Origin of the sequence: Chryseobacterium sp. (assembly GCF_008831505.1) — a bacterium.
Taxonomy (GTDB): Bacteria; Bacteroidota; Bacteroidia; order Flavobacteriales; family Weeksellaceae; genus Marnyiella.
Genome location: NZ_CP044507.1, coordinates 1,987,431 through 2,011,562 on the forward strand (window position 1 = coordinate 1,987,431; position 24,132 = coordinate 2,011,562).

Annotated in this window: 23 protein-coding genes; all 23 read right to left on the bottom strand. The window is 42.6% G+C overall.

Going from position 1 to position 24,132, the window contains the following annotated elements; all coding sequences use genetic code 11:
* Entirely contained in the window at positions 1-1,077 is a 1,077-nt protein-coding gene (locus F7R58_RS09275) for a GNAT family N-acetyltransferase (RefSeq protein WP_158064650.1), read from the bottom strand.
* Positions 1,078-1,082: 5 nt separating this feature from the next.
* Positions 1,083-2,267, bottom strand: a complete 1,185-nt coding sequence (locus tag F7R58_RS09280; RefSeq protein ID WP_158064651.1) for a glycosyltransferase family 4 protein — start codon at positions 2,265-2,267, stop codon at positions 1,083-1,085.
* Between the two features lie 174 nt (positions 2,268-2,441).
* Positions 2,442-3,473 carry a glycosyltransferase family 2 protein gene (locus tag F7R58_RS09285; protein WP_158064652.1) on the bottom strand — a complete coding sequence of 344 codons (1,032 nt, stop codon included), beginning with the start codon at positions 3,471-3,473 and terminating at the stop codon, positions 2,442-2,444.
* 28 nt (positions 3,474-3,501) lie between these two features.
* The gene (locus F7R58_RS09290; protein ID WP_158064653.1) at positions 3,502-4,821 is read right to left on the bottom strand and encodes a glycosyltransferase; all 1,320 of its coding nucleotides are present in this window, start codon (positions 4,819-4,821) and stop codon (positions 3,502-3,504) included.
* Positions 4,818-5,762: a glycosyltransferase family 2 protein gene (locus tag F7R58_RS09295; RefSeq protein ID WP_158064654.1), complete on the bottom strand. Its 945-nt coding sequence runs from the start codon at positions 5,760-5,762 to the stop codon at positions 4,818-4,820. The genes F7R58_RS09290 and F7R58_RS09295 overlap by 4 nt, the downstream gene beginning before the upstream one ends.
* A gap of 1 nt (position 5,763) precedes the next feature.
* Entirely contained in the window at positions 5,764-6,822 is a 1,059-nt protein-coding gene (locus tag F7R58_RS09300) for a nucleotidyltransferase family protein (protein ID WP_158064655.1), read from the bottom strand.
* Positions 6,823-6,888: 66 nt separating this feature from the next.
* Entirely contained in the window at positions 6,889-8,001 is a 1,113-nt protein-coding gene (locus F7R58_RS09305; RefSeq protein WP_158064656.1) for an EpsG family protein, read from the bottom strand.
* On the bottom strand, positions 7,998-9,269 hold the full coding sequence (locus F7R58_RS09310) for a glycosyltransferase (protein ID WP_158064657.1): 1,272 nt from the start codon (positions 9,267-9,269) through the stop codon (positions 7,998-8,000). Before F7R58_RS09310 ends, F7R58_RS09305 begins: the two co-directional genes overlap by 4 nt.
* 1 nt (position 9,270) lies before the next feature.
* Positions 9,271-10,188, bottom strand: coding sequence for a UDP-3-O-(3-hydroxymyristoyl)glucosamine N-acyltransferase (locus F7R58_RS09315; protein WP_158064658.1), 918 nt, complete (start codon positions 10,186-10,188; stop codon positions 9,271-9,273).
* A 19-nt stretch (positions 10,189-10,207) separates the two neighbouring features.
* The gene (locus F7R58_RS09320) at positions 10,208-10,807 is read right to left on the bottom strand and encodes a hypothetical protein (protein ID WP_158064659.1); all 600 of its coding nucleotides are present in this window, start codon (positions 10,805-10,807) and stop codon (positions 10,208-10,210) included.
* A 224-nt stretch (positions 10,808-11,031) separates the two neighbouring features.
* On the bottom strand, positions 11,032-11,256 hold the full coding sequence (locus tag F7R58_RS09325) for an acyl carrier protein (RefSeq protein WP_158064660.1): 225 nt from the start codon (positions 11,254-11,256) through the stop codon (positions 11,032-11,034).
* Positions 11,240-12,976, bottom strand: coding sequence for an HAD-IIIC family phosphatase (locus F7R58_RS09330; protein WP_158064661.1), 1,737 nt, complete (start codon positions 12,974-12,976; stop codon positions 11,240-11,242). The genes F7R58_RS09325 and F7R58_RS09330 overlap by 17 nt, the downstream gene beginning before the upstream one ends.
* 85 nt (positions 12,977-13,061) lie before the next feature.
* A complete protein-coding gene (locus F7R58_RS09335) occupies positions 13,062-13,598 on the bottom strand; it encodes a GNAT family N-acetyltransferase (protein WP_158064662.1) in 537 nt (178 codons plus the stop codon).
* 13 nt (positions 13,599-13,611) lie between these two features.
* On the bottom strand, positions 13,612-14,796 hold the full coding sequence (locus F7R58_RS09340; RefSeq protein WP_158064663.1) for an ATP-grasp domain-containing protein: 1,185 nt from the start codon (positions 14,794-14,796) through the stop codon (positions 13,612-13,614).
* A complete protein-coding gene (locus F7R58_RS09345) occupies positions 14,796-15,920 on the bottom strand; it encodes a DegT/DnrJ/EryC1/StrS family aminotransferase (protein ID WP_158064664.1) in 1,125 nt (374 codons plus the stop codon). Before F7R58_RS09345 ends, F7R58_RS09340 begins: the two co-directional genes overlap by 1 nt.
* 1 nt (position 15,921) lies before the next feature.
* Entirely contained in the window at positions 15,922-16,845 is a 924-nt protein-coding gene (locus F7R58_RS09350) for a glycosyl transferase (RefSeq protein WP_158064665.1), read from the bottom strand.
* The gene (locus tag F7R58_RS09355; protein WP_158064666.1) at positions 16,845-18,362 is read right to left on the bottom strand and encodes a lipopolysaccharide biosynthesis protein; all 1,518 of its coding nucleotides are present in this window, start codon (positions 18,360-18,362) and stop codon (positions 16,845-16,847) included. The genes F7R58_RS09350 and F7R58_RS09355 overlap by 1 nt, the downstream gene beginning before the upstream one ends.
* Before the next feature lie 42 nt (positions 18,363-18,404).
* On the bottom strand, positions 18,405-19,592 hold the full coding sequence (locus F7R58_RS09360) for a UDP-N-acetylglucosamine 4,6-dehydratase (protein WP_158064667.1): 1,188 nt from the start codon (positions 19,590-19,592) through the stop codon (positions 18,405-18,407).
* 45 nt (positions 19,593-19,637) lie between these two features.
* Positions 19,638-20,825 (bottom strand): non-hydrolyzing UDP-N-acetylglucosamine 2-epimerase, encoded by a 1,188-nt coding sequence (gene wecB / locus F7R58_RS09365; RefSeq protein WP_229723874.1) that lies wholly within the window; start codon positions 20,823-20,825, stop codon positions 19,638-19,640.
* Positions 20,826-20,920: 95 nt separating this feature from the next.
* On the bottom strand, positions 20,921-21,277 hold the full coding sequence (locus tag F7R58_RS09370) for a four helix bundle protein (protein WP_158064668.1): 357 nt from the start codon (positions 21,275-21,277) through the stop codon (positions 20,921-20,923).
* A gap of 54 nt (positions 21,278-21,331) precedes the next feature.
* Entirely contained in the window at positions 21,332-22,450 is a 1,119-nt protein-coding gene (locus F7R58_RS09375; RefSeq protein WP_158064669.1) for an NAD-dependent epimerase/dehydratase family protein, read from the bottom strand.
* Between the two features lie 13 nt (positions 22,451-22,463).
* On the bottom strand, positions 22,464-22,973 hold the full coding sequence (locus F7R58_RS09380; protein WP_229723803.1) for a sugar epimerase: 510 nt from the start codon (positions 22,971-22,973) through the stop codon (positions 22,464-22,466).
* 112 nt (positions 22,974-23,085) lie between these two features.
* Positions 23,086-24,117: a polysaccharide biosynthesis protein gene (locus tag F7R58_RS09385; RefSeq protein WP_158064670.1), complete on the bottom strand. Its 1,032-nt coding sequence runs from the start codon at positions 24,115-24,117 to the stop codon at positions 23,086-23,088.
* Positions 24,118-24,132 lie beyond the last annotated feature (15 nt).

A 24,132-nucleotide genomic window follows, 5' to 3' on the forward strand; every position in this document is an offset into this window, starting at 1 on the left:
TTAAAGATCGTCAGTATCTATAAACATCAGGTGCCAGGCTTCCTCATTTAATAATTCTTCCTGAGGTATTTTTCCTGACAAATTCTTAAAGATAAAATGGAATTTGAAAGGGCTTTTCATGAATCCGTGGGCCAATATACGGTATTTTCCGGCAGAAGATTTACTCATCATCGTCATTATGGCTTCAATTCCATTTGCTTTTGCACGGGCTTCCATTGCATTGTAGAGATTAGACAGGCAAATATTTTCGGTATACATAAAGTCGACGATTCCATAAGAAGGTACCCCTTCACGAACTATAGCCCGCAGTGAAACAAAACCGATAAGCCGGTCCGCTCTGTAAGCGCAAACGAAGAGATATTCGGCGCCCGGCGCACCATAACGCCACTTGCTGAACGCAGCATCTTTTTTAAGTGTATTAGGTGTAATCTGCTCATAAGTTTTAATAAACTCACCGTACCCACTGATCTCTTCAAACTTTTTATACGTAACAACTTTAATATCCGCATTGCTTTTTTTCCTGAATGCTGTGCTGTACAGTGCAGCACCTATATTAAAAACGGGAGCCAACACCCCTAATTTCTTACGCTGCAACAGCGAGTTCAGTTTCAGGAACTTGATGTACAGAGGCATTTCAAAACCCACTTCCCAACCCATCCTCATAAAACCGGGCATCACCGCTTTCCGGATTGGAAAGGTAAGGTTGAAATCCACACCGGATTTCGTTTGTTCTTCAGCTGCAAAGTTACCAAGTTTGGTGAATATACCTGCTTTTCTCTGCTTTGGGCTAGTCATGACCCCACAAACCATCCCTGACCTGTAGGTCTGCCCGCCTATTTTATAAACAAAGGGCAGCGCGGCATAATAGCCTACCAAGTCGTCCTTTATCATTGCGCCGTACTCATAAGATTTGGTGGCAGCGGGATAGGACTGGAAAAGCCATTTATACTTATCTGCAGAATAAGAAATACTGGTGTGCGCGTCATCAAATACCTCGGGGAAACATTCAGCAAACAGCTTTTGCTGCCGGTCCAGTGACACTTTGTAATCAAACTTCTGAAATTCTAGCATACTCATATCTGTTATTTACTTTGAAGCACCTCCAGCATATGGGGCCAGATAACCTCATGATCAAAATGCTGCTGCACCCACTGGCGACCTGATTTTCCTATAGTTGCAGCCAATTCCTGATCAAAATACATTTCAATCTTTGACGCAATGTCTGCCGGTTCAATAACTATATAATGCCCGCTCACATTTTCCTTTATGGCATCCCTGCAACCCGTAATGTCACTCGCTAAAACCGGAACTTCCATGGCTGATGCCTCAATTAAGCTCAGACCAAATCCGTCACGGTACGAAGGAAGGACAAGTACGGACATCAGTGGGTAGTAATATTCCATACCTTCTTTTATGAACCCGGTTTTAATAATATTAGGATCGTCGTTTATAATATCAATATAGCTGTCTTCTACAGAATCCCTATCTTCCAGATCTCCCACAAGAAGAAGCTTAATAGATTTATGGGGATGTTTCTTCACTAAAATTTGATAGGCATCCACCAGTTCCATAATTCCCTTATCGCGTACCATGCGACCGGAAAAGCCAATAATAAATTCCTCCGGCTGTATGGACAGGGATTTTCTGATTTCTGTCAGTTTATCAATATCAATCAACTCCGGGTTATATTTATGCCTGGTGTCTATCCCTCCACAGGTGCCACTGCCCAGAATTACACGTTTACCGGGCAGGTCAATTTTCAGTTCCTCACGAATCTGCATCACAAAAGGACTTACACAGACAATTTTGTGCGAAAAAAAGGACAGGAAACGTTCGAGATTTATGAATATTGCCTTCCTTATTCCGGTTTCAGTTTCATAAAAAGTTCCGTGAGCGAAGAGTATGATTTTTGGTACGCCCATAATGCGGCCAGCCAAAACGGTCAGTAGTGTTCCTTTGGGCTGATGTCCGATCAGCACATTTACTTTATTACGTTTAATAAACTTACAGATCCGGTAAAGTGCGGCCAGATCTTTCATCGGGCTGAGCTGGCGGTTCAGCTCTATTGCCTCATAGCTTTTAATCTGCTGCACCTTTGCGAAATCATCCAGTTCAGGATCCGGACTGCAGATCAGATGCATATCCACACCATTTTCTTTAAAATAGCGGAACTGCCCGCCAATAAAAATTTTGGCAGAAGAAAACAGATTGATGATTTCCAATACTCTGAGTTTACCCTGTTCCGGGTAACCGTCCTTTTGTGTCATTATTTATTTATCTGTTGGAATATGGAAATAAATTCCCGAATAGATTAAAGCTTTGTGAATATTTAGTTTAATTTTTGCTGTATTAAGTCACACTTATCATTTACTGCGTTGTATACACATAAAAAGTCTATACACATTTGGCTTAGTTACGATCTTAAATGAACAATTATTGCCTTAATTATTTTTTCGTTTCAATATAGTATCCATTAATTTCATCATAGCGAAGACGCCGGCAGCATTTCCATATTTTGCCAACGTAAAAAGCACTTTCCAATGAGGTGGCATATAGTGAAAATCCAAACTTTTAATAGCTTTCTTAAATTCCGGATCCTGGATAATTTTAGAAATTTCTTTATAAATCTTAATATTCCCATCCTTTCTTGCCATTTCATTCAGGCCTAAACCAATTAAACTTAAGGCAATTCTACTGTGGTAAGCTTGCTGAAATATCAGATCTTTTCCTTCCGAAATTACTGCCATCCTCTTGTGCAGTTCTTTCCATTGGGACTGTAAATTCGGCTTAGATTTTGCCGTGAGGGAGTTTACATTAAAGCGGATATAATTATAATAAGGCTTGTCAATAATTTTTACGGTCCCCTTGCAGTATTCAAGATACTGAAGGTTAAAAAGGGCATCTTCTGTTCCTATTATTCGGGTGTCAACAAATTCTACATTATTGTCCTTAATGATGGCGGTTCTGTATATTTTCCCCCAGGCAGCAGCCAAAGAATTTGCCTGACTGGGATCCCTGAGTTCTTCGCCAATTAATCCAATCATTCTCCGCTGTATTTCACTCACAGGATAAACACCAGAGAGATTATAAGCACGCGGTTCTATAATATTTTTAAAGATGCGGTTATACGAGAAGATAATTAGGTCAAAGCCGGTTTCGAAGGTTTTTGCAAAAGTATCCGCGTCCAGCCAGTCATCACTGTCTATAAACATAATATACTCACCGGTAGCTGCCTTTATACCCACGTTACGGGATCCAGAAAGCCCTACATTTTTCTGATCTATAACTCTAACATTTTTTATTTCCTGCTGCAGTTGCCTAAGTATACTTAAAGTACTGTCTGTAGACCCATCGTTTATACAGATAATTTCCAGGTTATCGTAGTCCTGTTCGGCAATACTCCTTACACATTTTAAAACGTATTCCTCAACATTATAACAGGGAACAATTACACTAAATTTTGGATTTACCATATTAAAATATTGTTTACGTAATGATGTATCATAAGGTAGATTTCATACTTAGAATTTTAGAATCTTCAATCACTGAAGTAAATTTTTCCATAATCTGAGCCTGTATTTCCTTTGTACTGTGATGCTTTTTGCCGCACTTCCACGCTTTTTTCGCATACTCTTCAATAACGACGGGATTATGCGCAATCCTTCGTAGCACCGGTTCAATCTCATCCGTGGCCGGGATACAAAAAGCAGCATCATTCTTTTTCAGATACTGATAACCGGCGTGCTGATGCCAGCAAATCGCCATTATTGCACAAGACGAGGCCATTAAGTCTACAATTTTCGTTGAAAATGATACCCGTGTAGCATATTTGTATTTCTTTTCAAATGATTCTACATGCAGAGCGATATCGGACACAGCATAAATTTCCCTGAGTTCTGCCGGTGTTACCCTGCCCTTTATCTGTACATCTTCTGACAGACAAATTGCGGATCTCTGTTCATCTGTAACGGTGTCCGGCGTATAAACATCCATAATAATACGGACTCCAGCCGAATTAATATTTTTTATTGCCTTCGAAATCTGCCCAAGCGTTTTCCAGCGGCTGCAGTAGAAACGACCTGCATAAACCATTCGGATTGGTTCATGAACCTGTTTCGGTTTAAATTCAGTGTTAAAATTGCCGCCCTTATACAGGGTAGATGCAGGCACATTATACAGCCGGTGATACTCGTTTGCCTGCTCTTCAGAAAATGTATAATAATGTTTATATAATCCGATATGTTTTTTAAACTGTTTTCTGAACAAATGCCTTTTAATCCAAAATAAGGGAGAATAGCTCACCTGCATGAGCGATGCTTCATCATCTGCAGTAAATGCCACAAATGGAGCCTTAGTCATTGTTGAAACTATTTTCTCCAGTCGCAGAACCTTGGGCGTTAGTAATCGGGGACAGAATACAATATCCGGATTAAAATCTGTTACAAACTTTTTGAGTGCTACTGTATCGTATTTGCCTGCCTGCCATATCATTTCCCGGACTGTGCGAAGACCTTCACCCGTCATTGATTTCATTATCTGATAAAATTTCTCAGGCTTGGCCTCCGCCACGGATCCATTTTCCTGCTGCATATCTGAAACTGAAATCTTAAATGCTCGCCCAGCAGGTTTTCCCAAAATAGACTTCGCCATCATAATGTCAGTAACCTGGAAATAGTTGGTGCACGAGTTGTTTTTGGGACTTCCCGGACTGCCGTAAATGTGCGCAAACTCTGCATCAAAACCGCTGAACCAGTTGCTCAGTACATTGTTTCCATGCACCTCATCATTCCAAACTTCGTCCGCAATAATCAGTATCCTCATCCTTTATTAATATTGTATACAAAAGTACCGATTATGAACGGGAAAAGATTAAAGAGGAAAAATATGAACTTCAGTGAGCGTGGCAAAACCGGAGAATTTTTAACAATTCTCCAGTTTTCCGAAAACGTTTCCATTACAACCTTTTTCTGTTCAGTAGTAAGTCTGGGATTTCCTCTTCCAATTACCATAGCCCGGCAAACATGTCCGCGCGTTTGCGCTTCCAAATCATACTCCCCTTTATCATGGAAAAATGAGATACGCTCACGGTAAGCTTCCAGAAAATCCAGATTGGGCCTGGAATAATGGGCCGCCATGGTACTTTGTTGATTCGCATAGTAATAATACAATTTTTGAGAAGTAACTGCTATGGTATTAGCTTTATAATACCACCTCCACGTAGCCAAATCGTCCTCAAAATATCTCCCTTCTGGAATAGGAAGTCCCTCCAGGACCTTACGGTGATATAATTTTGCACATACAGTTACCTTGGCAAAACCTTTTAAAAAAACAGAATGCTTATCGAATATTTGAACGTTCACCTTTTGCTCGATATTGGGAAAACTTACTTCTGCTCCACGTATATGGCCACATTGAGCAATGTCTGCATTGTTTTTCTGTACTAAATCCAACAGCGTTTTCAAATAATCGTGATGCCAATAGTCATCACCGTCCAAAAAGGATACAAAAATGCCTTTGCTCAAATTAAAACCGGAATTACGTGCGGACGCTACTCCGCCGTTTTCCTTATTTAGAATCCGAATGCGGGAATCTTTCGCAGCAAATTCATTACAGATTTGGGCGCTTGCATCCGGCGAACCATCGTTCACCAGTATTAGTTCCCAATTGCTGTACGATTGGTTGAGTACACTGTTAATACAGTTAGGAAGGTATTTTTCTACATTATAAACAGGTACAATGACGCTGATGAGTGGATTTTCCATATTAGCTGCCCTTATTTATATACTTCAAATATTCGCTCCAGTCGCCAATGTCTGTCCACGATTTTTCGCTTACCGGGAAACAGCCTACCCTGCCACCATTTCCACGCGTTTTTTCAATAAGTTCAGTGATGTGGTAGAATTCATTTTCTGGAATATCATGTATAAGTTCAGGGTCCAGCAGGTACACTCCCGTATTGATCATATAACTGATATCCGGTTTCTCTGAAAGCCCTGTCAGGGAACCGTTCTCACCTGTCTCTACCACACCATAAGGAATGCGGTAGGTTTTCACGGCAGCTACAATGGTAATCTTATTTTTATTCCGTACATGATAATCATAGACGTCCCGGTAGTCCTGGTCGATAAGGATGTCACAGTTGGAGACAAAAAAGGGAGTTTTTATTTTGTCTTTAAGCAATGAAACACTTCCGATGGTCCCTAACGGAATATCTTCTTTAAAGAAATCCACATTGTATTTGGTTTCCAGATTATCCAGGTAGTATTTTAAAATCTCAAACTTATAGTTAACCGACATATAAAAACGGCTGCAGCCTATGGCGCAGAACTGATCCAGGATAAGCTCCAGAATAGTTTTCTCATTCAGCGGAATCAGCGGCTTCGGAATCACGTTGGTAAGCGGTCTTAATCGGGTACCCTGGCCGCCGGCCATAATCACTACAGGCAGGTCAATTTTTTCCCGCGCTTCACTCTGGTGCATCTCAAAGAGGTCCTGCCAGTAATAAACATCCAGCAGTTCACCTGAAGCAGAAACCAGGGGCATGAATTCGGCGCGCAGTTTTTGCATTTTGGCTTTTACGCCCTCTATATCATCATTTTCAGCTGCATATATTTTATGGGTATCTACGATCGGATCAATTGCTTGTGTGAGGCTATGGCCTTTTATAATGGCCCGCTGCAGGTCACCAATGGTAATCATACCCAGAAACTGACCATCCCTGTTTACAATAAGCGATTTCACTCCTTCATGATCCATTTTTTCCAGGACCTGAAGTATGGACCTGCCGGAATCAATACTGATGTTTGCCGTTTTACTGTGCATTTAATTTTATCATTTTTGTGTTAAGTAATTAAAATACCATTGCCATCCTGTAAGCCGGGCAGTTATTTATTCGTTTGCGTACATAAGGTGCGGTTCCTGCCAGTAAAAATGGTAAATAAGTCCGCCACCCCGCAGAGAAAGCACTATCAATACGATAATAATAAGACTGTAAGCAACAGTCCGTTCAAATCCATTAAAAAACCGGTTTATAGCCAGCGGTATAAGCAGCATCATGTAAAGGTGAAAGTACATACTTATCCGGATCATGGAACCGTTGGAATATATAAGAGGTCCAAGAACCGTAAACAGCGGCAACATAAGGTAGAGATTAGCTAAAGACCGTTTACTCACCAGTTCTTCCTTCTTAATTGCGAGATAACAAAAAACCGATACCAAAAGTAAAAGTCCAATAAATGTAGTGGCTCCCCCCTGAACCTCTTCTGTACCATAATCCGAATATTTATCCATCCCTACAGCCGCACCCATTAAAATAATAATTCTGTTGGTAAAAAGAAGCACCACAGGAACCAATGCCATAGAAACCAAATGAACAGTTTTCAGATATTTTGGATTTAGTCTGCTAAGCAGGATAGGTAACACAAAGAGTAAACACGACATGTGAATTGCAGCGCCAAGGAGCATACAGGCAATGCTCCATGCGTACCTGCCGCGGTCCATATACAAAAACGCAAAAATGGTGAGGCCAATCGCATACAGCTGCCGCCCGCCCGACAAAGAAATAATATGGAACATGGAAACGTACAGTACATAAGCAAAAACAAGCTGTTTCATACTGCTGCTGTAGCGATACATCAGTTTGCCCAATGGAATAAAGAAAATCAAATTACAAGCAAATACAAATATGGGCCAGCTGTCAGTAAATGCAGAGATAAAGCGCTGCATTATTGTGTATCCGATATCATCCTGACTGGTGCGGTAAAAATAACGACCTACAAATTCATCCCATATCTGCGACCAGCGCATGGACATTACATCGTAATAATGGATGTAATAGCTTTCAGTATCCGATCCGACACTTAAACTCCGAAGGGCCGTTTGCAGTATGAGTATGGCACTGACTATATAGATAAAAATCTTCCTGTTTCGGGGACTGTCTGCTGCCCCCAGGAAAATTCCCAGGAATATAATTAGTGGAAAAATAATTAAATTAATACTCATTTACTGTCACGTTTAATCCGCTTATAGGCTTCGGTCCATCTCAGCATCATCTCATAATTATTGGTTTGCCGCGCTTCCAGTTTTGCTGCATTTGTTTTCAGCCTGTCTGCCAGTCCCTCCTCCGTGAGCAAACGGTCGATATTAACCGCCATGGCGCCATAATCACCCTGCGCACTCAGAAGTACAGTTTCGCCTTCACTGTTCAGCTCTGTGGTTCCGCCTTCCGTGATTGTGGTAATTACCGGCAGCCCGTTGCTCATGGCTTCACGGATCGTATTGGGAACAAAATCCATCTTAAGCGGCAGCAGCGCATACCTGGCTTTACGTATTTCCAATATCACATCATCAAGGGTAGGTAATCTGCCTGCAAAGGTAACGTTTTCCTGAAGCCCATGAGCTTCAATAATTTTATCCAGTTCATTGCGGAAAGACTCATCATAACCACCAACGAAATGAAGTGAGATCTGGGGATGTTTCTTTTGGGCGATAGCAAAAGCTTTCAGCGCATCATCACCGGCTTTGCTGATTCCAGCTGCGAAATACACAAAGTCATAGCGCTTTTCTGTTTCACTTAGGTCAATATCTTTACCCATCGCTATAGATATACTAAGAAAACGGGCGTCCGGCTTAATTTCACGGCTGATGTATTCCTGAAACTCTTTTACCTCGGTACCGATATAATCAGCACGCTGTATGAGTTGCCTCTCCAGTTTTCCTTTATAAGCAAAGCTTACTTTTTCCAAAGGCACCTGAGTTACATTCACCAAACGTTCAAGCAGAGCCTGGAGCTGGAGGATGGTGGGTATGCCTTCAGGAACATCCAAAAGTCCCAGGGAATACTGTGGATTTTCCGCGCCGATCACATGCACAATATGCGGCTGTATCTTGCGGATATACTTCTTAATATAACTGCGGTTACCGGGAAACAGGGATTTATGCTTGCTGAAAACCTGATAGTAAATCTGGCTGAAGAGTCCGCTGTTTTCGTCGCGGAAAAAATGGTAATGTACACCATTTATGGTAAACTGCACTTCTTTTTCAGACAGATAGCGTACCGGAGTAATGACGTGAAGTTCCACCTCTTCAATTTTCTCAAACTCCCGTATAGCATTGGTATTCCAGACTGCCGAATCTACATTCTCATTGGTGGACTGCCCCTTTTTGTTCAGAATATACCGTAAGACCGGGTTGACTTTGGTCTTATAATGTTTCCTTACCATCGGGTTGGAAAAGGAACAGATCATGGCTACCTTAATCTTTTCCGCCATTCTACCTGTTTAACAGTTTTGCCGGATTACCGGTCCAAACCTCATCGGCAGGGACATCTTTCACCACCACTGAGCCCATGCCAAGAAGGGCGCCGGCACCCACTTTGCGATGGTCGCGGATGGAAGTATTGGGGCCTACCCAAACATCATCGCCCAGCACACAGGAGCCGGAGATTTCAGAACAGGCAATGACCATCACATTTTTACCCAGATCCACATTATGCGAGATATGACAGAGGTTATCGATTTTGGTATGATCGCCAATGACAGTATCGGACAACGCACCGCGGTCAATGCAGGTATTTCCGCCTACTTCCACAGAATTACCGATAATGACGCCGCCAATCTGCGGGAAACGGAAACGGTTGCCCTCGCTGTCTTTCTCGTAGCCAAAACCGGCGCCGCCTATCACAGCACCTTCCTTAAAGAAACAGTTTTTGCCAATGGTCACCTTATCATAAATCCTCACGAATGCAGAGATTACTGTACCCTTACCTATTTTGGCCTTACCGATATGAACATAAGGACCGATGTGTACGTCGGCACCAATTTCGGCTTCGGGATGGATGACCGCGGTGGGATGGATGCCCGCCTCTTCCTTTTCCACAAAAAAGGCGTTGGCTACCAGGGAAAAAGCCATCTTGGGATTAGGCACTGTAATAATGGTTTTTCCGGCAGCCTTCATAGCATCACTGTAGACCACTTCAGCGTCTGCCAGAATCACCTTTGCGGGCGTACCTTCGGCGATTTCCTGTTTATTGGTTTTTATGGAGTTAACCCAATCCAGTGTGGTGGCCGTTGTTTTTTTGGGATCTGCAATATGATCTGCGAAAACATTCTCTACCGGACCGTGAACGGTTGGACTGACTGCTTGAAGAGCTTTCAGTATTTGCTCCAGGCTTATTTTTTTTACTGTCATTTCTGTTTCTCTTTTTTACTCAGTCGTTACCGTTTATATCGCCCTCCCAGTCAATGTTTCGCTGACCGATGGACGCTAAGTGACTGTCATAGGTTTCCTTCATCCATTTTGCACGGTCGTCTATGACCTTAAATACACGCTGGCGCGGCGGCAGCACTTCCTCCTGCCACATGCCATCGTGAAACAGAAGTTGCAGTGCTTCTTCCTTAGCCTCTGTCAGGCGGTCTTCCATCCTTTCAAAACGCCAGTGACCAAGCGAGTCGGCATTATATGCATACTTGCCTCTAAAATAATCAGAATACACATTCAGCAGTCCACCATATTTCTCTTTACGGCAGGAAAGGGTAAAATCGGTATTGTTGTGAAATGAAAATGCTTTCAGTTCGGTGTCGAAATACTTCTCAAGAATATCTTTATCAAATTCAATAGCTTGGTCTAGTTGCGATTCATCGGTAATGTTCCAGAACCGGCTGTCAAAATGGAGACCTATTTGATGGCCCAAATCCTGGATCTTCTTAATACCTTCAAAACTTCTTCTTTCCAGCAGATTATACCATTCGCTATGCAGCTGAATAAAATAGGTAGATTTTATGCCCAGTTCCGCCTCAATTTCGGCCATTCGCACGGCTATTGGAATCGAAAATTCCAGATCATGCCGTAAAAGTATTGATCTTGGTACATATTCCTGATCAAATGACCGGAATTCATAATTTGCTAACCCAAGAGATAATAATCGGACGTAATTACTAAGGGTAAAATCACTGAATTTATATTTTTCACTATAATTCATCTCTATTACTTAATAAAATTCTAATTCAGATTAATCTCATATACTGCTGTTGTTCACGCCTTTGCTTTGACCAGGTCGTAGATTGAGGAAAAACTCATCAATTCCAGAGCTTCATCATCGTCAAACTCAATATCAAACTCCTCCTCCAACGCGACTACTAAATTTAAATGCTTTAGTGAATCCCAGATTTCAATATTATCCGGGGATGACTCAGCGGTTATTTGTTCTACAGGCATCTCAAACACTGAGGCCATTACATTTTTAATTCTTGTTTCCATTTTCTATTTTAATATAATTAATATTACTTTCCCTGTAGTTATCTAAGGTTAATTTGAACACTCCGTCAGTCACATTCTCCTTATGAAAAGAGCAGTTTTCATAAAATTCTGCAACCTGCATATTCTTTGGGGTGGCGATGTAAGTGGCTGAAATTGAACCGTAATTTGCATTTCTGAGATCACTTATGATGTGATCCATCACTTTATATTCAATATTTCGCCCTATTATTCTGCAACTCATCAGGAAGGTATCAATATATTTTTGTTCTCTTGTTAAATCCAGAATACAAAGGCCTGTAAGACCATTATCACCAAATTTATCCGAAACAGACCAGGCGTAAACCGCATAATCGGATGAAGAAACAAATCCTTGGATATCCGTATCAGTATAGCGCTTTGTAGTCAGGTTAAACTGGTTGGTCTTTTGGGTGAGTTGCGACATTCTTGGTATCAGTTCACTATTATCTTTAAAGATTTTAACACTTAAATTTAATGACGTTAGATAATCTTCGATTTTTGAGAAACTCTTTTTTGAATCTTCCCTTTCTGACTGTTCTTTATAAATTTTAGCTTTAAGTAAATCCTCCTGTGTTACATTGTTGTTAAAGAACAAGCCCAAATTAGAGCGCAGCATGTCCGGATATTCATAAATCTTCTGAGGCACCTGGAGTACTGTAATTTCAGGAATTTGCTCTTTTATTAAATTGGTTTCAAACGAGGAGTCATCTACAAATACAATACTGTCCAAACCGATATTAAGATCAGAAGCGATTTGCCGAAGATTCATGGCTTTATCAGTCCAATTGACTTTCTTAATTGTAATTATTTCCTCTCTTATCAACATGTCCGGATGTTCTTTCACGACCTGATCCACATCGCCAGGATTATTCTTACTGCATAAGCCTATTAGTACACCCTTTCGGCTAAGTGCTACTGCTAGACTCTGTATTTCGTGAAATATTACACCTGGACTCGAATAGGCAGACATTTGAATCTTATCAAAACCATCTTCACCAAGAATCCCTTTCCAAAGTGTGTTATCACAGTCAAAGATCAGTGCTTTCTTCGCTTTACCGTTTGCCGCTGAGAAAAAAGGTTTTATAAGTTGCGCGTAATTTTTAAAAAAATCAATACTATATAGCGCCTGCGATGAATAAAAATGCCTAAAATTAACACTTCTGTTCAGACCGATTTTATTAAATACCTTTTCAATATTGACAAGTATGACGTTATCCGGCTTATTTTCAACTACAAAACTGTTTAATCTATCCGCTAATACTTCCAAATTACTGTTTGGTACGGCTTGGAAAGAAAATACTGAAGGTGTAAACTTATGGAATATTACCAGGGAAGAACTTTTTAAGTTTCTGAATGTCAAATCTATTTCCAAACAGGTTTTCTGCACCAGTTCTTCAAGGCGCTCCTCAGGCAATTGTTCAATTTTCAGATATAAGCCTTCAACCAAATTACAGAGCTCCCAAAATATGACCACAGCATTTGAATCTTCTACTTTGGCACTGTCCTGAACAATATTATCGAAATCACCAAATTCAAGGGTAGCATTGATTTTTTCCAACCGTAAATCATACTCCATTATCTCCTTCAGTTGATGAACAATAATGTTTGAAAGGACAGAAATTTTATAAACTGGATTTGGTTCCAGATTTTTTCTAAGTGCCGCATTCTGTTGGAGTATTTCCGAATAGGTTAAATTTTCCATATAAATGTTTTTGCTCTGGTTCAGCTACAATTCTACGTATTGGATATTTATCGCAGCTATGAACCGGCAGCTTTATTAGTTGCTGTTAATATTTAAAGTCATTCCTCAATAAGGCCATAATAAACATGTCCTCATATTTCCCGTCTGCATATATATGCTCCTTAAACAGAGCTTCCTGCTTAAATCCCCCCATCAACTTGTGAAGTATAATTGAGGGTCTGTTAATAGCTATTATTTGTGCCTGAATTTTTCTGAGGTTCAGTACATTAAAGGCATATCTAAATAAGAGCTTAGCCGCCTCTTTAGTATAACCTTTGCCCTGCTTTTCATTATCACCCACAATTAAACCATATGTACAAGTCCCAGAAATCCAATCGATATTATTAAGTGATATAATTCCGGAAAATTCACCTGATTCAATTTCATCAATTCCCAGATAAATATTTCTGTTACTTTTATCATTAAGGACGTAATCAAACCATTCACGATCCATTTCCTTTGTTTTTGGAAAGCGGATTCCCTGCGTCAGCTTAACCAGTTCCAAATTATTACGCCACTCATGGGTTTTATCTAAATCCTCTATTTTTAGAGGTCGAAGTATTACTTTTTCTCCGTTTAACATAGTTTTGTTTTTTTTAATTGCCGAATAGGCACTGATCAATAATAACAGTTATTTTATCTTTCTGCTCCAAAAGATCATCACGATGAGCACCTATCAAAATCAGATGTCCATATCTGTTTAGACTGTCGGTAATCTTGTTAATCTGTTCCCCTACTTTCTTATCTAAATGCAGGGAGGTAATTTCTGGAAAATCCTTTAGAATCTGTTCCTTGTCCAGAGCATTTTTTACTGTAAATCCTTCTCCAAAATCAAAGAAAGACACCATTGCCGCCGCTTCTTTCCGCGTCAACTCAATTTCTCGTCCGGTGGCTATCTTCAGCAACTGATCTTCCATATTGATTCCGGTGGACAAAGGTACCAAATCTGAGGTGATAAAATCGCCGCCCAGGCGGGGTCCGATCTCGATCACCGTTATTTTGCCGTTATCAATTTTGAGTTCAGGATGTAAGGCACAGTGATCCAGACCGCTGGAATCAATGATTTTCTGGAGCAGCACCTCAATTTCAGGCTTTAAATCCATAAAGCGGGACGGCTGGATATGTCCCAGTTCCACGTTATAAGGCGGTGGAGTCACTATTTTGTCTGTGAGCTGCAGTACATGCAATTTACCGTGCTGAACCAGAGCCTCAACGCTGATCTCGTCACCTTCGATATATTCTTCTATAAGATAGTTTCCGTCGCGTGAGTGAAGCAAAGTTTCCTTGACAGCCTGAGCCAGCTCTACTTTATTGTGCGCTTTGATAACTCCACGGCTGCCGGAATTGACCACCGGTTTTGTAATTACAGGAAAGGTGAAGTCCAGCGGGGTCACATCTGCCTCGCCGGTAAACATCTGACCTTTGGCATGCGGCAGATTGTTTTCCTTAAGAAATTCCTTGAATTTAGACTTGTCCAGCACTGTGTCGCAGCTTTCGTAGGATGGAAAAGGCAGACCTAAATCCTTCGCGATACGGCACATCATCAGGATGGGTTTGTCCGTGGCCGCCGTAACAACTCCTTTTACACTGTATTTTTTTGCTACTTCCAGGGTGGCGTCGTAATCCTGGCCACCTACAGGTATAAATACATCTGCCAGTTCCTTACCGGGTGCATTGGGATCGGGATCGATAACCACACTGCCATATCCCGCCAGTTTAATGCGGTTGATAATGGAACACTGCAGGGTTCCGCCTCCAAAAACAAGGATATAATCCTTCATTAAACCAGTTTCTTTAGTGTTTCCGAAATATAGTTAACCTGCTCCACTGTCAGTTTGGAGTACATGGGCAGCGTTATCAGATGGTCCACCAGAAAGTCGGTTACCGGCAGCTCAGTGGCATATTCCTTATAGATGGAAAAATGGTGTACCGCAGGGTAATGCATACTTGTCTGGATACCGGCGTCGGCCAACTGCGCGCGGATGGCGTCTCTCCTTTCCGCATCACCGTCGGTAAGTACAATGGGGAAGATATAATTGGAGTTAAAGTCGCTGTAATCTGCAAATGGTATGATGATTCCCGGAACATCTTTCAGAGCTTTCAGGTATGCTGTCCTTACTTCCGCTCTTTTCTCCAGATCGGCCTGGATCTTATCCAGCTGTACAATACCTATTGAGGAATGGATGTCGTCCATCCTGTAGTTATATCCCAGTTCCACTACATCATAAGCTGTGGAGTGTCCTTTCGCTCTTTCATAAGACATGGAGGTCATGCCGTGCGACCTTAGCAGTTTGGTACGTGCTGCATAATCATCGTTATTGGTGATCAGCATACCGCCTTCACCGGTACTGATGTTCTTGTTGGAGAAGAAACTGAAACAGCCCACATCGCCGATGGTACCCAACTTACGGCCTTTATACTCGGCCAACGGTCCATGGCAGGCATCTTCAATCACCTTCAGGTCATGCTCTTTGGCAATAGCCATAATGGTGTCCATATCGCAGGCAAAACCGCCATAATGCATTACGATGATGGCTTTGGTTTTAGGGGAAATTTTTTTTCTGATGTCTTCGGCAGAAATCGTAGGATTTTCATAGCTCACCACATCGCCAAAAACGGGGATGGCATTTACATAGCGGATGGCATTTACAGTAGCCACGAAGGTAAGCGACGGACAGATCACCTCATCACCAGCCTCTACACCCACAAGTTTAAGGGCAAGATGCAGACTGACAGTACAGTTGGACAGGGCGATGGCATGTTTTACAGAAAGCATATCGGCAAACTTAGCCTCGAAGGCAGCAGTCTTTGGTCCGGTTGAGATCCATTTGGACTGGATGGTTTCCAGGGCAGCCTGTTCTTCTTTTTCATCGAAGTTAAGGTCGAAAAGCGGGATTTTGTACATACTAATTGAGTTTTAGTGTTCTTAGAATTTTACCTACAGCCCTCTGCAAGATGGTGGGACGCCGGTTAATATGATTATTAAAATGATAGTTGTCGTAATATAAGTTCCTCTTTACCTCCGATGGATGATTCTTTGCAGTAAAGTTAGCGTCAAAAGGTCTAAAATGCTCACCAGTCTTGCCCTTACTGTGTAAACCCTCAGCACCAATGTTGGACGACAGATGAACACGCGGGATTACAGATAAGCCGTTTTCTTTAAACCGGATATAGCTCCAGCAGATATCCCATGTATTATTGCCTGCACCTCTGTTTTTCATTTCTTTTAAGGTTGAGCGCCATAATTTTTTTTCAGCTTCATTCTGGGTCAGTTTAGATAGTTCTTCTTCAGGAGAATATTTATCGAAGTCATTAACATTTAAATCGAAACGGTTCCAGGCTCTTTTCCAGGTAGCCCAACCCCAAATATGTCCGTAAATCCCGAAGAGATAATCTTCATTATTGGGCATATCAATCGGGGTGGTCTGACAGCTGCTTATCATATAAACTTCATCGATGTTTCTGTAGCGGAGCAGCATATCCTGCGCAAACTTTAAAAATGACATGGGCGCGATAATGTCGTCTTCCAAAACGATAACGAATTCCTCATTTTCCAGAACCCAGGACACAGCAGAGGATATTGTTAATTCTGCACCACGGTTCTGATCATTAAACCTGTAATGGGTTTCACATTCCCAGTCCACTTTAGATACGATCTCCTTTACGGCAGTAACGAGTTGGTCCTCCCCCACTTTATGGTCTCTGGCACCATCGATTGCCACGTAAAGCTTCGCAGGCCGTGCATTACGAATATATTCAAACGACTGGCGCATTACATCCGGCCGGTTAAAGCCGATAAGTAATACAGGAGCATTAATAGCTGTGTCCATTATTGTATTTTTCTTTTAATCACGCCCACAATAAGTTCTTTTTCATAGGTATTAAGCGCTAAAAAATAAGCGGCCAGAACATAGACCAAACCCAGCACCGAAGATTTTATAATTAAAGTGGTCCACGTAACTGACGAAAATGCATAATTTAATGCGAGGCCACAAATTATAACCAAAATAAACGGCAGCGCCATACTGATCTGACATTTTCGGAAAAAATCCCAAATATCAATTTTAAGGACTTTTATGTATATAAAATTCATTACAATTACACCTCCGATTATATTCCCAATGAAAATCGCCATTCCGGCTCCCGTAGAACCAAACCGTAAGGAAAGCAGATAGGACAGTACCACTGAAACTGCCGCAATAATGATTTTGGAATAGGCATTAAACTTTACTTTGTTGGAAGCAACTAATGCAGTGGATGCAATTTCCTGCGGAATGGTTAGTAATCCCGGAAGTATGAGAAACACAGTTACAAAATATGATTTTTCAAAATCACTTCCCAGCCAGTTCAAAAAGAACCCTTTACCTGCCACAATAAAGATAGATACTATAGCGCCCAGCATAATGAACTGAATTCTGCCTACCTTGATCATAAGTTCCTGTATTGCTTCCGGACCGCCATCATCCTTGTAGATGATCTGCGCAACTTTAGGCAGGAACATACTGCCAAAGACGGTGGCGAAGGTCCAGACATAGCCCTCGACAGTCATAGCAGCTGAAAACATCGCTATTTCCTTACTTCCTGAAGTCATACCCAGCACACTTGGGGTAATATTCAGGATGAGTCTTTGTGCAATGGAAATCACCATTACCCATAGTGAAAAAGAGAATATTTCTTTCACTAATACGGAGTCAAAGCCCTTCCAGGTTATGGGTGTCCAGTCCTTTTTCTTCAGGAAATAAAGTTTCCAGATAATCAGCAATATCCCAAGACCTGCATTAACGACCACAAGTGAGTACAGTCCGTAGCCCAGGAGCAAAGCGCCCACCATCAGAACAATGTTCAAGACTTTATGTACAAGACCGGTTATTTTATGGAAAATAAACCATTCGCCGGAGAACAGTAAACCGTCCAAAGGCTGAAAAGGGAACGATATGACCGAATACAAGCCAGTAATTGCCAGGAGCACCTTAACCTTCTCCAGTTCCTCTGCATTAAGTTTGACAAAAATATGCTCTACATTAAAGTACATGACGGTAAGCAGCAAAAGGAAGATGACGGCCAGGCCGATAAAAATTTTGTAGGCAATACCCATGAATCTGGAAATTCCATCGGTATCATTCTGTGCCTTATATTTGGACACAAATCGTGTAACCGCCGCAGATAGTCCCAGATCAATAGTAACCATAGTAACCAGTGAACCCGCCAATGTATACAGCCCAAAATCTGCCTGCCCGATGATGGAGATCATCCAGGGTGTGTAGATAAGGCCGGCGATTATGGAAAAGGCAATGGTAAAGTAGGAGATGATGCCTCCGAGCTTTATTTGCCTGCTGCTGTTCTGCATGAAATAATTTTGGTTATTAGTTTTGGTAACAGAGGTTCCGGATTACATTTTAGAATCCAGGTACTTCCCTTTTTCCACATAACCAAAATCCGGGATCATGGTGAAGAACAGCTCAACGAGTTCATCTTTGGTCCAGGCACCTTTATCCTTCATATTTTTGATTGCAGAGGTAAAATGGTTGATAAGTTCGCGGTCGTAAAGCGGTTCGTTTTTCACAATGCCCAAATTAGGGAAACGCTCCATGTCCAGTTCCTCCCTTTCGGTGAAAAACTCTTCGAAATCCTTTTCACCGGTAGTATCGCTGGCGGTGAAGAGGCATGGCCACTGACCCTGGGCGGGAAGTGTATGCACCAGTTCCCGGGCTTCGTCTTCGGAACTGCACAGATACGGAGTATAACCCAACTCCGCCAGATAACGTGTCGCGATATCCGAGAAGGTGATCAGGTGCAGATTCTCACTGAGTTTAGGGAAGAAGATATCGCGGTTTTCACCAAAAATGGTGGACATCAGGCAAAGTTCGCCGGATTCCTGTGGGGTAACGAAATACCTCTTGATATCATTGGGAGCCACAATGGGCTGTTTTTTCTGTATGCGCTGGTTGAAACCGTGAAGAAGGGAACCGTCGGAGAAGGCCACATTGGCAAAACGGGCAGTCGAGATGTTGATTTCTTCACTCAGCTTCATCAGGTACATTTCCATAATCCGCTTGGAGGCACCCATCATATTGGCGGGATTGGCCGCTTTATCTGTGGACACGCAGAAATACTTCTTCACCCCTTTCTCCACCGACTGACGGATGGTCTTTTCGGTATTGAAAACATTCACGTCAATCATCCGCATCATGGTGTAAGGGTCCTTCTCACTCCTTACATGCTTCAGTGCAGAAAGGTTCAGGACATAATCATAGGCACCGTCGGCATTCCAGAAAGCATCATATTCCACAGATCCTATGTCCAGCGCAAAAGTCTGGAAATCTCCGTCAATATAACCGTGGGTACTGCGCAGGTCGCGCACCAGTTCCACCATATTGTTCTCACTGATGTCTACCACGTGAAGTTTCAGCGGATTTCTTTTGAAGATTTCTTTGGTAACGGCCTGACCTATGGATCCGGCGCCACCCAAAACCAAAAAGCGGCTGCCCGAAACGGCCTGCTCCAGTTCTGCGGAATGTGCGGCAATATCCTGTTTAAAAAGTTCGTGTTCCCTGCCTATTAACTGAAGTATATTCATTTTTTCTCTTGTTGTGTTTTATTACTGAATCTGCACTGAAGCGGACTATTTACTCCAAACCACCCTGTTCACATAATCGGTATAACTCAGGATAATCCTGACCATCTTCTCCGAAACATTCGGCATGGAATAATCGGCTACCGGACGGAAATTGGGAGTTGGTGACTGGTGATTGGTGATGGGGGACTGCTGACCGCTGACCGCTGACTGCTGACCGCTGATAGTATTTCTTGAACCCACCACCTGTGTCTGTAACTGTACGATACCCTGCATGATTCTTTCAGGTGACAGCCCCACCATCATCACGCTGGCCTCCTCCATAGCTTCCGGCCTTTCATGTGCCTGACGGATGTTCAGCGCACGGAAGTTCAGGATCGAGGATTCCTCGGAGATGGTTCCGGAATCGGAAAGTACAGCAAATGACCTTTTCTGAAGTGCGTTATAATCATGGAAACCTAATGGTTTCAGAAGCTGGATGAGCGGATGTATCTCCAGCTTCATTATATCGATCATGTTCCTGGTGCGCGGGTGGGTGGAAACGATTACCGGATAACCATACCTTTCAGCAATGGCATTCAGTGAATCCATCAGTCCGCGGAAGTTTTTTTCCGAATTGATGTTTTCTTCACGGTGCGAGGATACCACAAAATACTTACCCTCTTCCAGGTTCAGTTTTTCCAGCACTTTTGAAGCTTCGATCTGCGGCAGATAATGGTTAAGTACCTCAAACATGGGCGAGCCGGTCTTGATGATGCGGTCTGCCGGCAGGCCTTCCCTCAGAAGATATTCTCTGGCGATATCACTATAAGTAAGGTTGATGTCTGCGGTATGGTCTACGATCTTGCGGTTAGTCTCCTCCGGCACACGCTGGTCGAAGCAGCGGTTTCCGGCTTCCATGTGGAAGATTGGGATTTGTCTTTTCTTTGCAGGGATAGCACAGAGGCAGGAATTGGTATCACCCAGAACCAAAAATGCGTCCGGTGCGAGTTCTTCCAGCAGGGGATCGATCTTGATTAGTATATTGCCAATGGTTTCGGTGGCAGTCTTACCTGCAGCTTCCAGGAAATAGTCCGGTTTTCTTAAACCTAAATCTTCAAAAAATATCTGATTGAGCTCGTAGTCATAGTTCTGACCTGTATGGACGATGATATGATCGATGGCTTCAGAACTGTCCAGGGCCGTAAGCACACGTGATAATCTAATGATTTCCGGACGGGTACCTACCACCGTCATTACTTTAAGTTGGGTGGGTTGGTGACCGGTCGCTGGTGACTGGTGATTGGTTTCGACTGTTGGGATATTGCTGGCTGTCATTTCCGCACTATTGTTCATTTACTTTTCAAATATTTTATTAATGTAATCAGTTGCTTACCGATGGTTTCTACTTCATTTGCAACAGAACTATATTTATCAGTAGATAGATAATTTAGGTTTCTTGCTATCAGCATTTGAGTATCCAACTCCTGATTACTACCTAAGGATATATACAAAAAACGAATAAATTCTTTATCAGAGTTTCTTGCTGCTCCCTCAGCAATATTACTGGGTATAGAAACACTGGCTCTTCTAATCTGATTGGTTAATCCAAAAATTTCTTCTTTTGGGAATTCACTGGTTAAATAATAAACCGTGGTGACTAATTCAACACTTCTTTTCCATACATCAAGATCTTTATGTGTCCCCATTAGATCAGTTTTGACAAATTTACCAATTACCAGTCACTATTCACCAGTCACCCCTTAAACTTCCAAAAAATACGTATCCGCATCTTCCGGATCAAACGGTTCATTGATCCAGAAAATGGTATACAGTTCCTCTTCACCTATGTTCTTTATATTATGCGTGTACCAGATGGGCATATCTACATAGGCGGGTTGCGAACCGTCCAGATAGAAATCCGTCACCTCGTCTGAATCAATTTTTCTTAACTGAATTAAGGCCTTTCCCTTTATCACTGCAAACCTTTCGATTTTCCTGGTGTGGAAATGGTTACCGCGTGTGATTCCCGGCACAGTGGTCGAAAAAGAGCACTGTCCGCCAATTCCAAGCCTGATCACCTCTACAAAAGCGCCGCGCGGGTCGGTATGCTGAGTAAATTTCACAGGATAGTGGGTTTTGTGGTCTATATAGGAGCGGTAGGTATTGAAAAGCTGGTAATCAAAAGAGGTTTCCAGTTTTGGAATCTCACCACCTTCAAAATAGAGCGCCCTGTATTCCTCCAGTTTCTGAAGCACTTCCGAAACCTTAACAGTGTTTGTTGCCGCAACGGTATATTCATCAGTAGTAATGCCGGATTCAATCTGACCCAGTATTTCCTGAACAAGTTCGCCTACATAAATAAGATGCACCTCCCCGTCCACATCGATTGTGGGCGTTTCTCCATGGGTAAGTTTGTGGCAGAAGGTAGCAATGAAAGAGTTGTAGTTGGGCTTTCCGAAAGGTCCGAAGACATTGGGAATGATCATTCCAGTGAAAGTCCCGCCGTTTTCATTTGCCCGGTCTGCCAGTAACTTGCGGCCTTCTTTCTTCGATTTCCCGTACAGGTTATCACGCTCCTCCTGAGATGAGGAAGAAAAAAGCACATGTGCCCCGGAGCCGGTGCGTTTCAGGGATTCAGCAAGTTTGGAGGCCAGGCGGACATTTGTTTCGTAGATGAATTCCTGACTTTCGTGACGGTTCATGGCCGCCAGATGTACAATGACATCACACTGACTTACAAAAGCGTCCAGTTTTGCCTCATCATCAAAAAAACCTTTCCCGAAATCCACCCTTGTGAACTCTTCGGGCCTCAGCCCTAAAGTATTGTAGAGGTGTGAACCTACAAATCCCTTTTGTCCTGTAATTCCTATTTTCTTCATCAATCTGTGTTTCTTAATTCTTAAAATAATCTGCCGGGAACCTGTACTCGTCCTGGCTTACGCCCAGTTCATAATCGGCAAAAACCAGCAGCACTGCATCTTCCCCGCGGGCCTGAATGGATGATATATAACCGGGAGGCACATGCAGGATATCCAGTGTATCTGATTCCAGCACAAAGTCCACGGACTTCAGGTCTCTGGAGGGATTGTCCCAATGGTCCACACGGATCAGCTTTATAATAAAACTGCCTGTCATGGCCGAGAACCAGCGCTGCTCCACCCTATGTCCCTGCCAGGCACGAATAAATTGGGTGTCTGCATTTTGAATGGTGTAAAATCTCTGCACACCGGGCAAAGAAAAATCATTGTTATACCGCAGAGTGCCACGCCCGTCCTGGTGCCGGTTCCCTTTCAGGAGGGTGGGTTGCCTAACGTCTGTCACTGGTTCCCCGATTGCTGCCGGAGTGTAACCGCTTATTGTTTGCGGTAGACCAGTTATTTGCTGCTCTTTACGGCTGTTCATTTATTCTTTAAATAATTTATCCATTTTTTCAATTGATTTTCAACTCCAATCACCATCCACCAATCACCATCCACCAATCACCAATCACCAATCACCAATCACCAATCACTAACTACACATAAAAAGCAGGGTCCTCCCCAAAAACTTCCTTACGGATAAGAGGCAGTGTAGAAATCAGCTTTTTAAGTCCTTCTACACCCTGCTGTTCCGTATTGTGAGAGTGGTAATCTTCTATTTTGCTAATATCCCTTTCGCCCTCAGAAAAATATTTGGCATAGTTAAGGTCGCGGTTATCAGCCGGGATTCGGTAGAAATCACCCATATCTTCGGCATGCAGCATTTCCTCGCGCGTACAGAGGGTTTCATAAAGTTTCTCACCGTGCCGTGTTCCGATCACTTTCACCGGTACATCCTTGCCGGTGAGTTCCATAAGCGCCTTCGCCAGGTCGCCTATCTTACCTGCCGGTGCCTTATTTACAAAAAGATCGCCCGGATTGGCATTTTCAAAGGCAAAAAGTACCAGATCTACGGCGTCTTCAAGAGACATGAAGAAGCGCGACATATTGGGATCGGTAACTGTAATCTTTTCACCTTTTTTGATCTGGTTCAGGAAAAGAGGAATCACAGAACCGCGGGAGCCCATAACGTTTCCGTAACGTGTAAGGCAGACCACTGTTTCGGTAAGGCTGCGTGACTCGGCCACGGCTACTTTCTCCATCATAGCTTTTGAGATTCCCATAGCGTTGATGGGATATGCTGCTTTATCAGTACTCAGACAGATCACTTTCTGGACCTTGTTCACCGCTGATGCCCTGATGACATTCTGCGTACCCTCAACATTGGTTTTTACAGCCTGCATGGGGAAAAACTCACAGGAAGGCACCTGCTTGAGTGCGGCTGCGTGGAATACATAATCAACACCGCGGGTAGCAGGCTCCACACTGGCATAATCGCGGACGTCACCTATATAATATTTGATTTTATCATTTTTATACTGGACGCGCATGTCATCCTGTTTCTTTTCGTCACGCGAAAAGATGCGTATCTCGCGGAAATGGTCGGTGTGAAGAAAGCGGTTAAGGACGGCGCTCCCAAAAGAGCCGGTACCGCCGGTGATAAGAAGAACTTTATTTTGAATTTTCATTTGTGTGTTTCAGTG

What these genes read in the sequence shown, in the direction of transcription:
- F7R58_RS09370 (WP_158064668.1), bottom strand. Translation starts at nt 21,277, where the DNA reads ATGGGGACACATAAAGATCTTGATGTATGGAAAAGAAGTGTTGAATTA.
- F7R58_RS09360 (WP_158064667.1), bottom strand. Translation starts at nt 19,592, where the DNA reads ATGAATATACTTCAGTTAATAGGCAGGGAACACGAACTTTTTAAACAG.
- wecB (WP_229723874.1), bottom strand. Translation starts at nt 20,825, where the DNA reads ATGACGGTGGTAGGTACCCGTCCGGAAATCATTAGATTATCACGTGTG.
- F7R58_RS09320 (WP_158064659.1), bottom strand. Translation starts at nt 10,807, where the DNA reads ATGGCCGAAATTGAGGCGGAACTGGGCATAAAATCTACCTATTTTATT.
- F7R58_RS09285 (WP_158064652.1), bottom strand. Translation starts at nt 3,473, where the DNA reads ATGGTAAATCCAAAATTTAGTGTAATTGTTCCCTGTTATAATGTTGAG.
- F7R58_RS09380 (WP_229723803.1), bottom strand. Translation starts at nt 22,973, where the DNA reads ATGAACAGCCGTAAAGAGCAGCAAATAACTGGTCTACCGCAAACAATA.
- F7R58_RS09305 (WP_158064656.1), bottom strand. Translation starts at nt 8,001, where the DNA reads ATGAGTATTAATTTAATTATTTTTCCACTAATTATATTCCTGGGAATT.
- F7R58_RS09290 (WP_158064653.1), bottom strand. Translation starts at nt 4,821, where the DNA reads ATGAGGATACTGATTATTGCGGACGAAGTTTGGAATGATGAGGTGCAT.
- F7R58_RS09375 (WP_158064669.1), bottom strand. Translation starts at nt 22,450, where the DNA reads ATGAAGAAAATAGGAATTACAGGACAAAAGGGATTTGTAGGTTCACAC.
- F7R58_RS09350 (WP_158064665.1), bottom strand. Translation starts at nt 16,845, where the DNA reads ATGGACACAGCTATTAATGCTCCTGTATTACTTATCGGCTTTAACCGG.
- F7R58_RS09300 (WP_158064655.1), bottom strand. Translation starts at nt 6,822, where the DNA reads ATGCACAGTAAAACGGCAAACATCAGTATTGATTCCGGCAGGTCCATA.
- F7R58_RS09340 (WP_158064663.1), bottom strand. Translation starts at nt 14,796, where the DNA reads ATGAAGGATTATATCCTTGTTTTTGGAGGCGGAACCCTGCAGTGTTCC.
- F7R58_RS09345 (WP_158064664.1), bottom strand. Translation starts at nt 15,920, where the DNA reads ATGTACAAAATCCCGCTTTTCGACCTTAACTTCGATGAAAAAGAAGAA.
- F7R58_RS09280 (WP_158064651.1), bottom strand. Translation starts at nt 2,267, where the DNA reads ATGACACAAAAGGACGGTTACCCGGAACAGGGTAAACTCAGAGTATTG.
- F7R58_RS09355 (WP_158064666.1), bottom strand. Translation starts at nt 18,362, where the DNA reads ATGCAGAACAGCAGCAGGCAAATAAAGCTCGGAGGCATCATCTCCTAC.
- F7R58_RS09325 (WP_158064660.1), bottom strand. Translation starts at nt 11,256, where the DNA reads ATGGAAACAAGAATTAAAAATGTAATGGCCTCAGTGTTTGAGATGCCT.
- F7R58_RS09295 (WP_158064654.1), bottom strand. Translation starts at nt 5,762, where the DNA reads ATGGAAAATCCACTCATCAGCGTCATTGTACCTGTTTATAATGTAGAA.
- F7R58_RS09315 (WP_158064658.1), bottom strand. Translation starts at nt 10,188, where the DNA reads ATGACAGTAAAAAAAATAAGCCTGGAGCAAATACTGAAAGCTCTTCAA.
- F7R58_RS09275 (WP_158064650.1), bottom strand. Translation starts at nt 1,077, where the DNA reads ATGAGTATGCTAGAATTTCAGAAGTTTGATTACAAAGTGTCACTGGAC.
- F7R58_RS09385 (WP_158064670.1), bottom strand. Translation starts at nt 24,117, where the DNA reads ATGAAAATTCAAAATAAAGTTCTTCTTATCACCGGCGGTACCGGCTCT.
- F7R58_RS09335 (WP_158064662.1), bottom strand. Translation starts at nt 13,598, where the DNA reads ATGTTAAACGGAGAAAAAGTAATACTTCGACCTCTAAAAATAGAGGAT.
- F7R58_RS09330 (WP_158064661.1), bottom strand. Translation starts at nt 12,976, where the DNA reads ATGGAAAATTTAACCTATTCGGAAATACTCCAACAGAATGCGGCACTT.
- F7R58_RS09310 (WP_158064657.1), bottom strand. Translation starts at nt 9,269, where the DNA reads ATGGCGGAAAAGATTAAGGTAGCCATGATCTGTTCCTTTTCCAACCCG.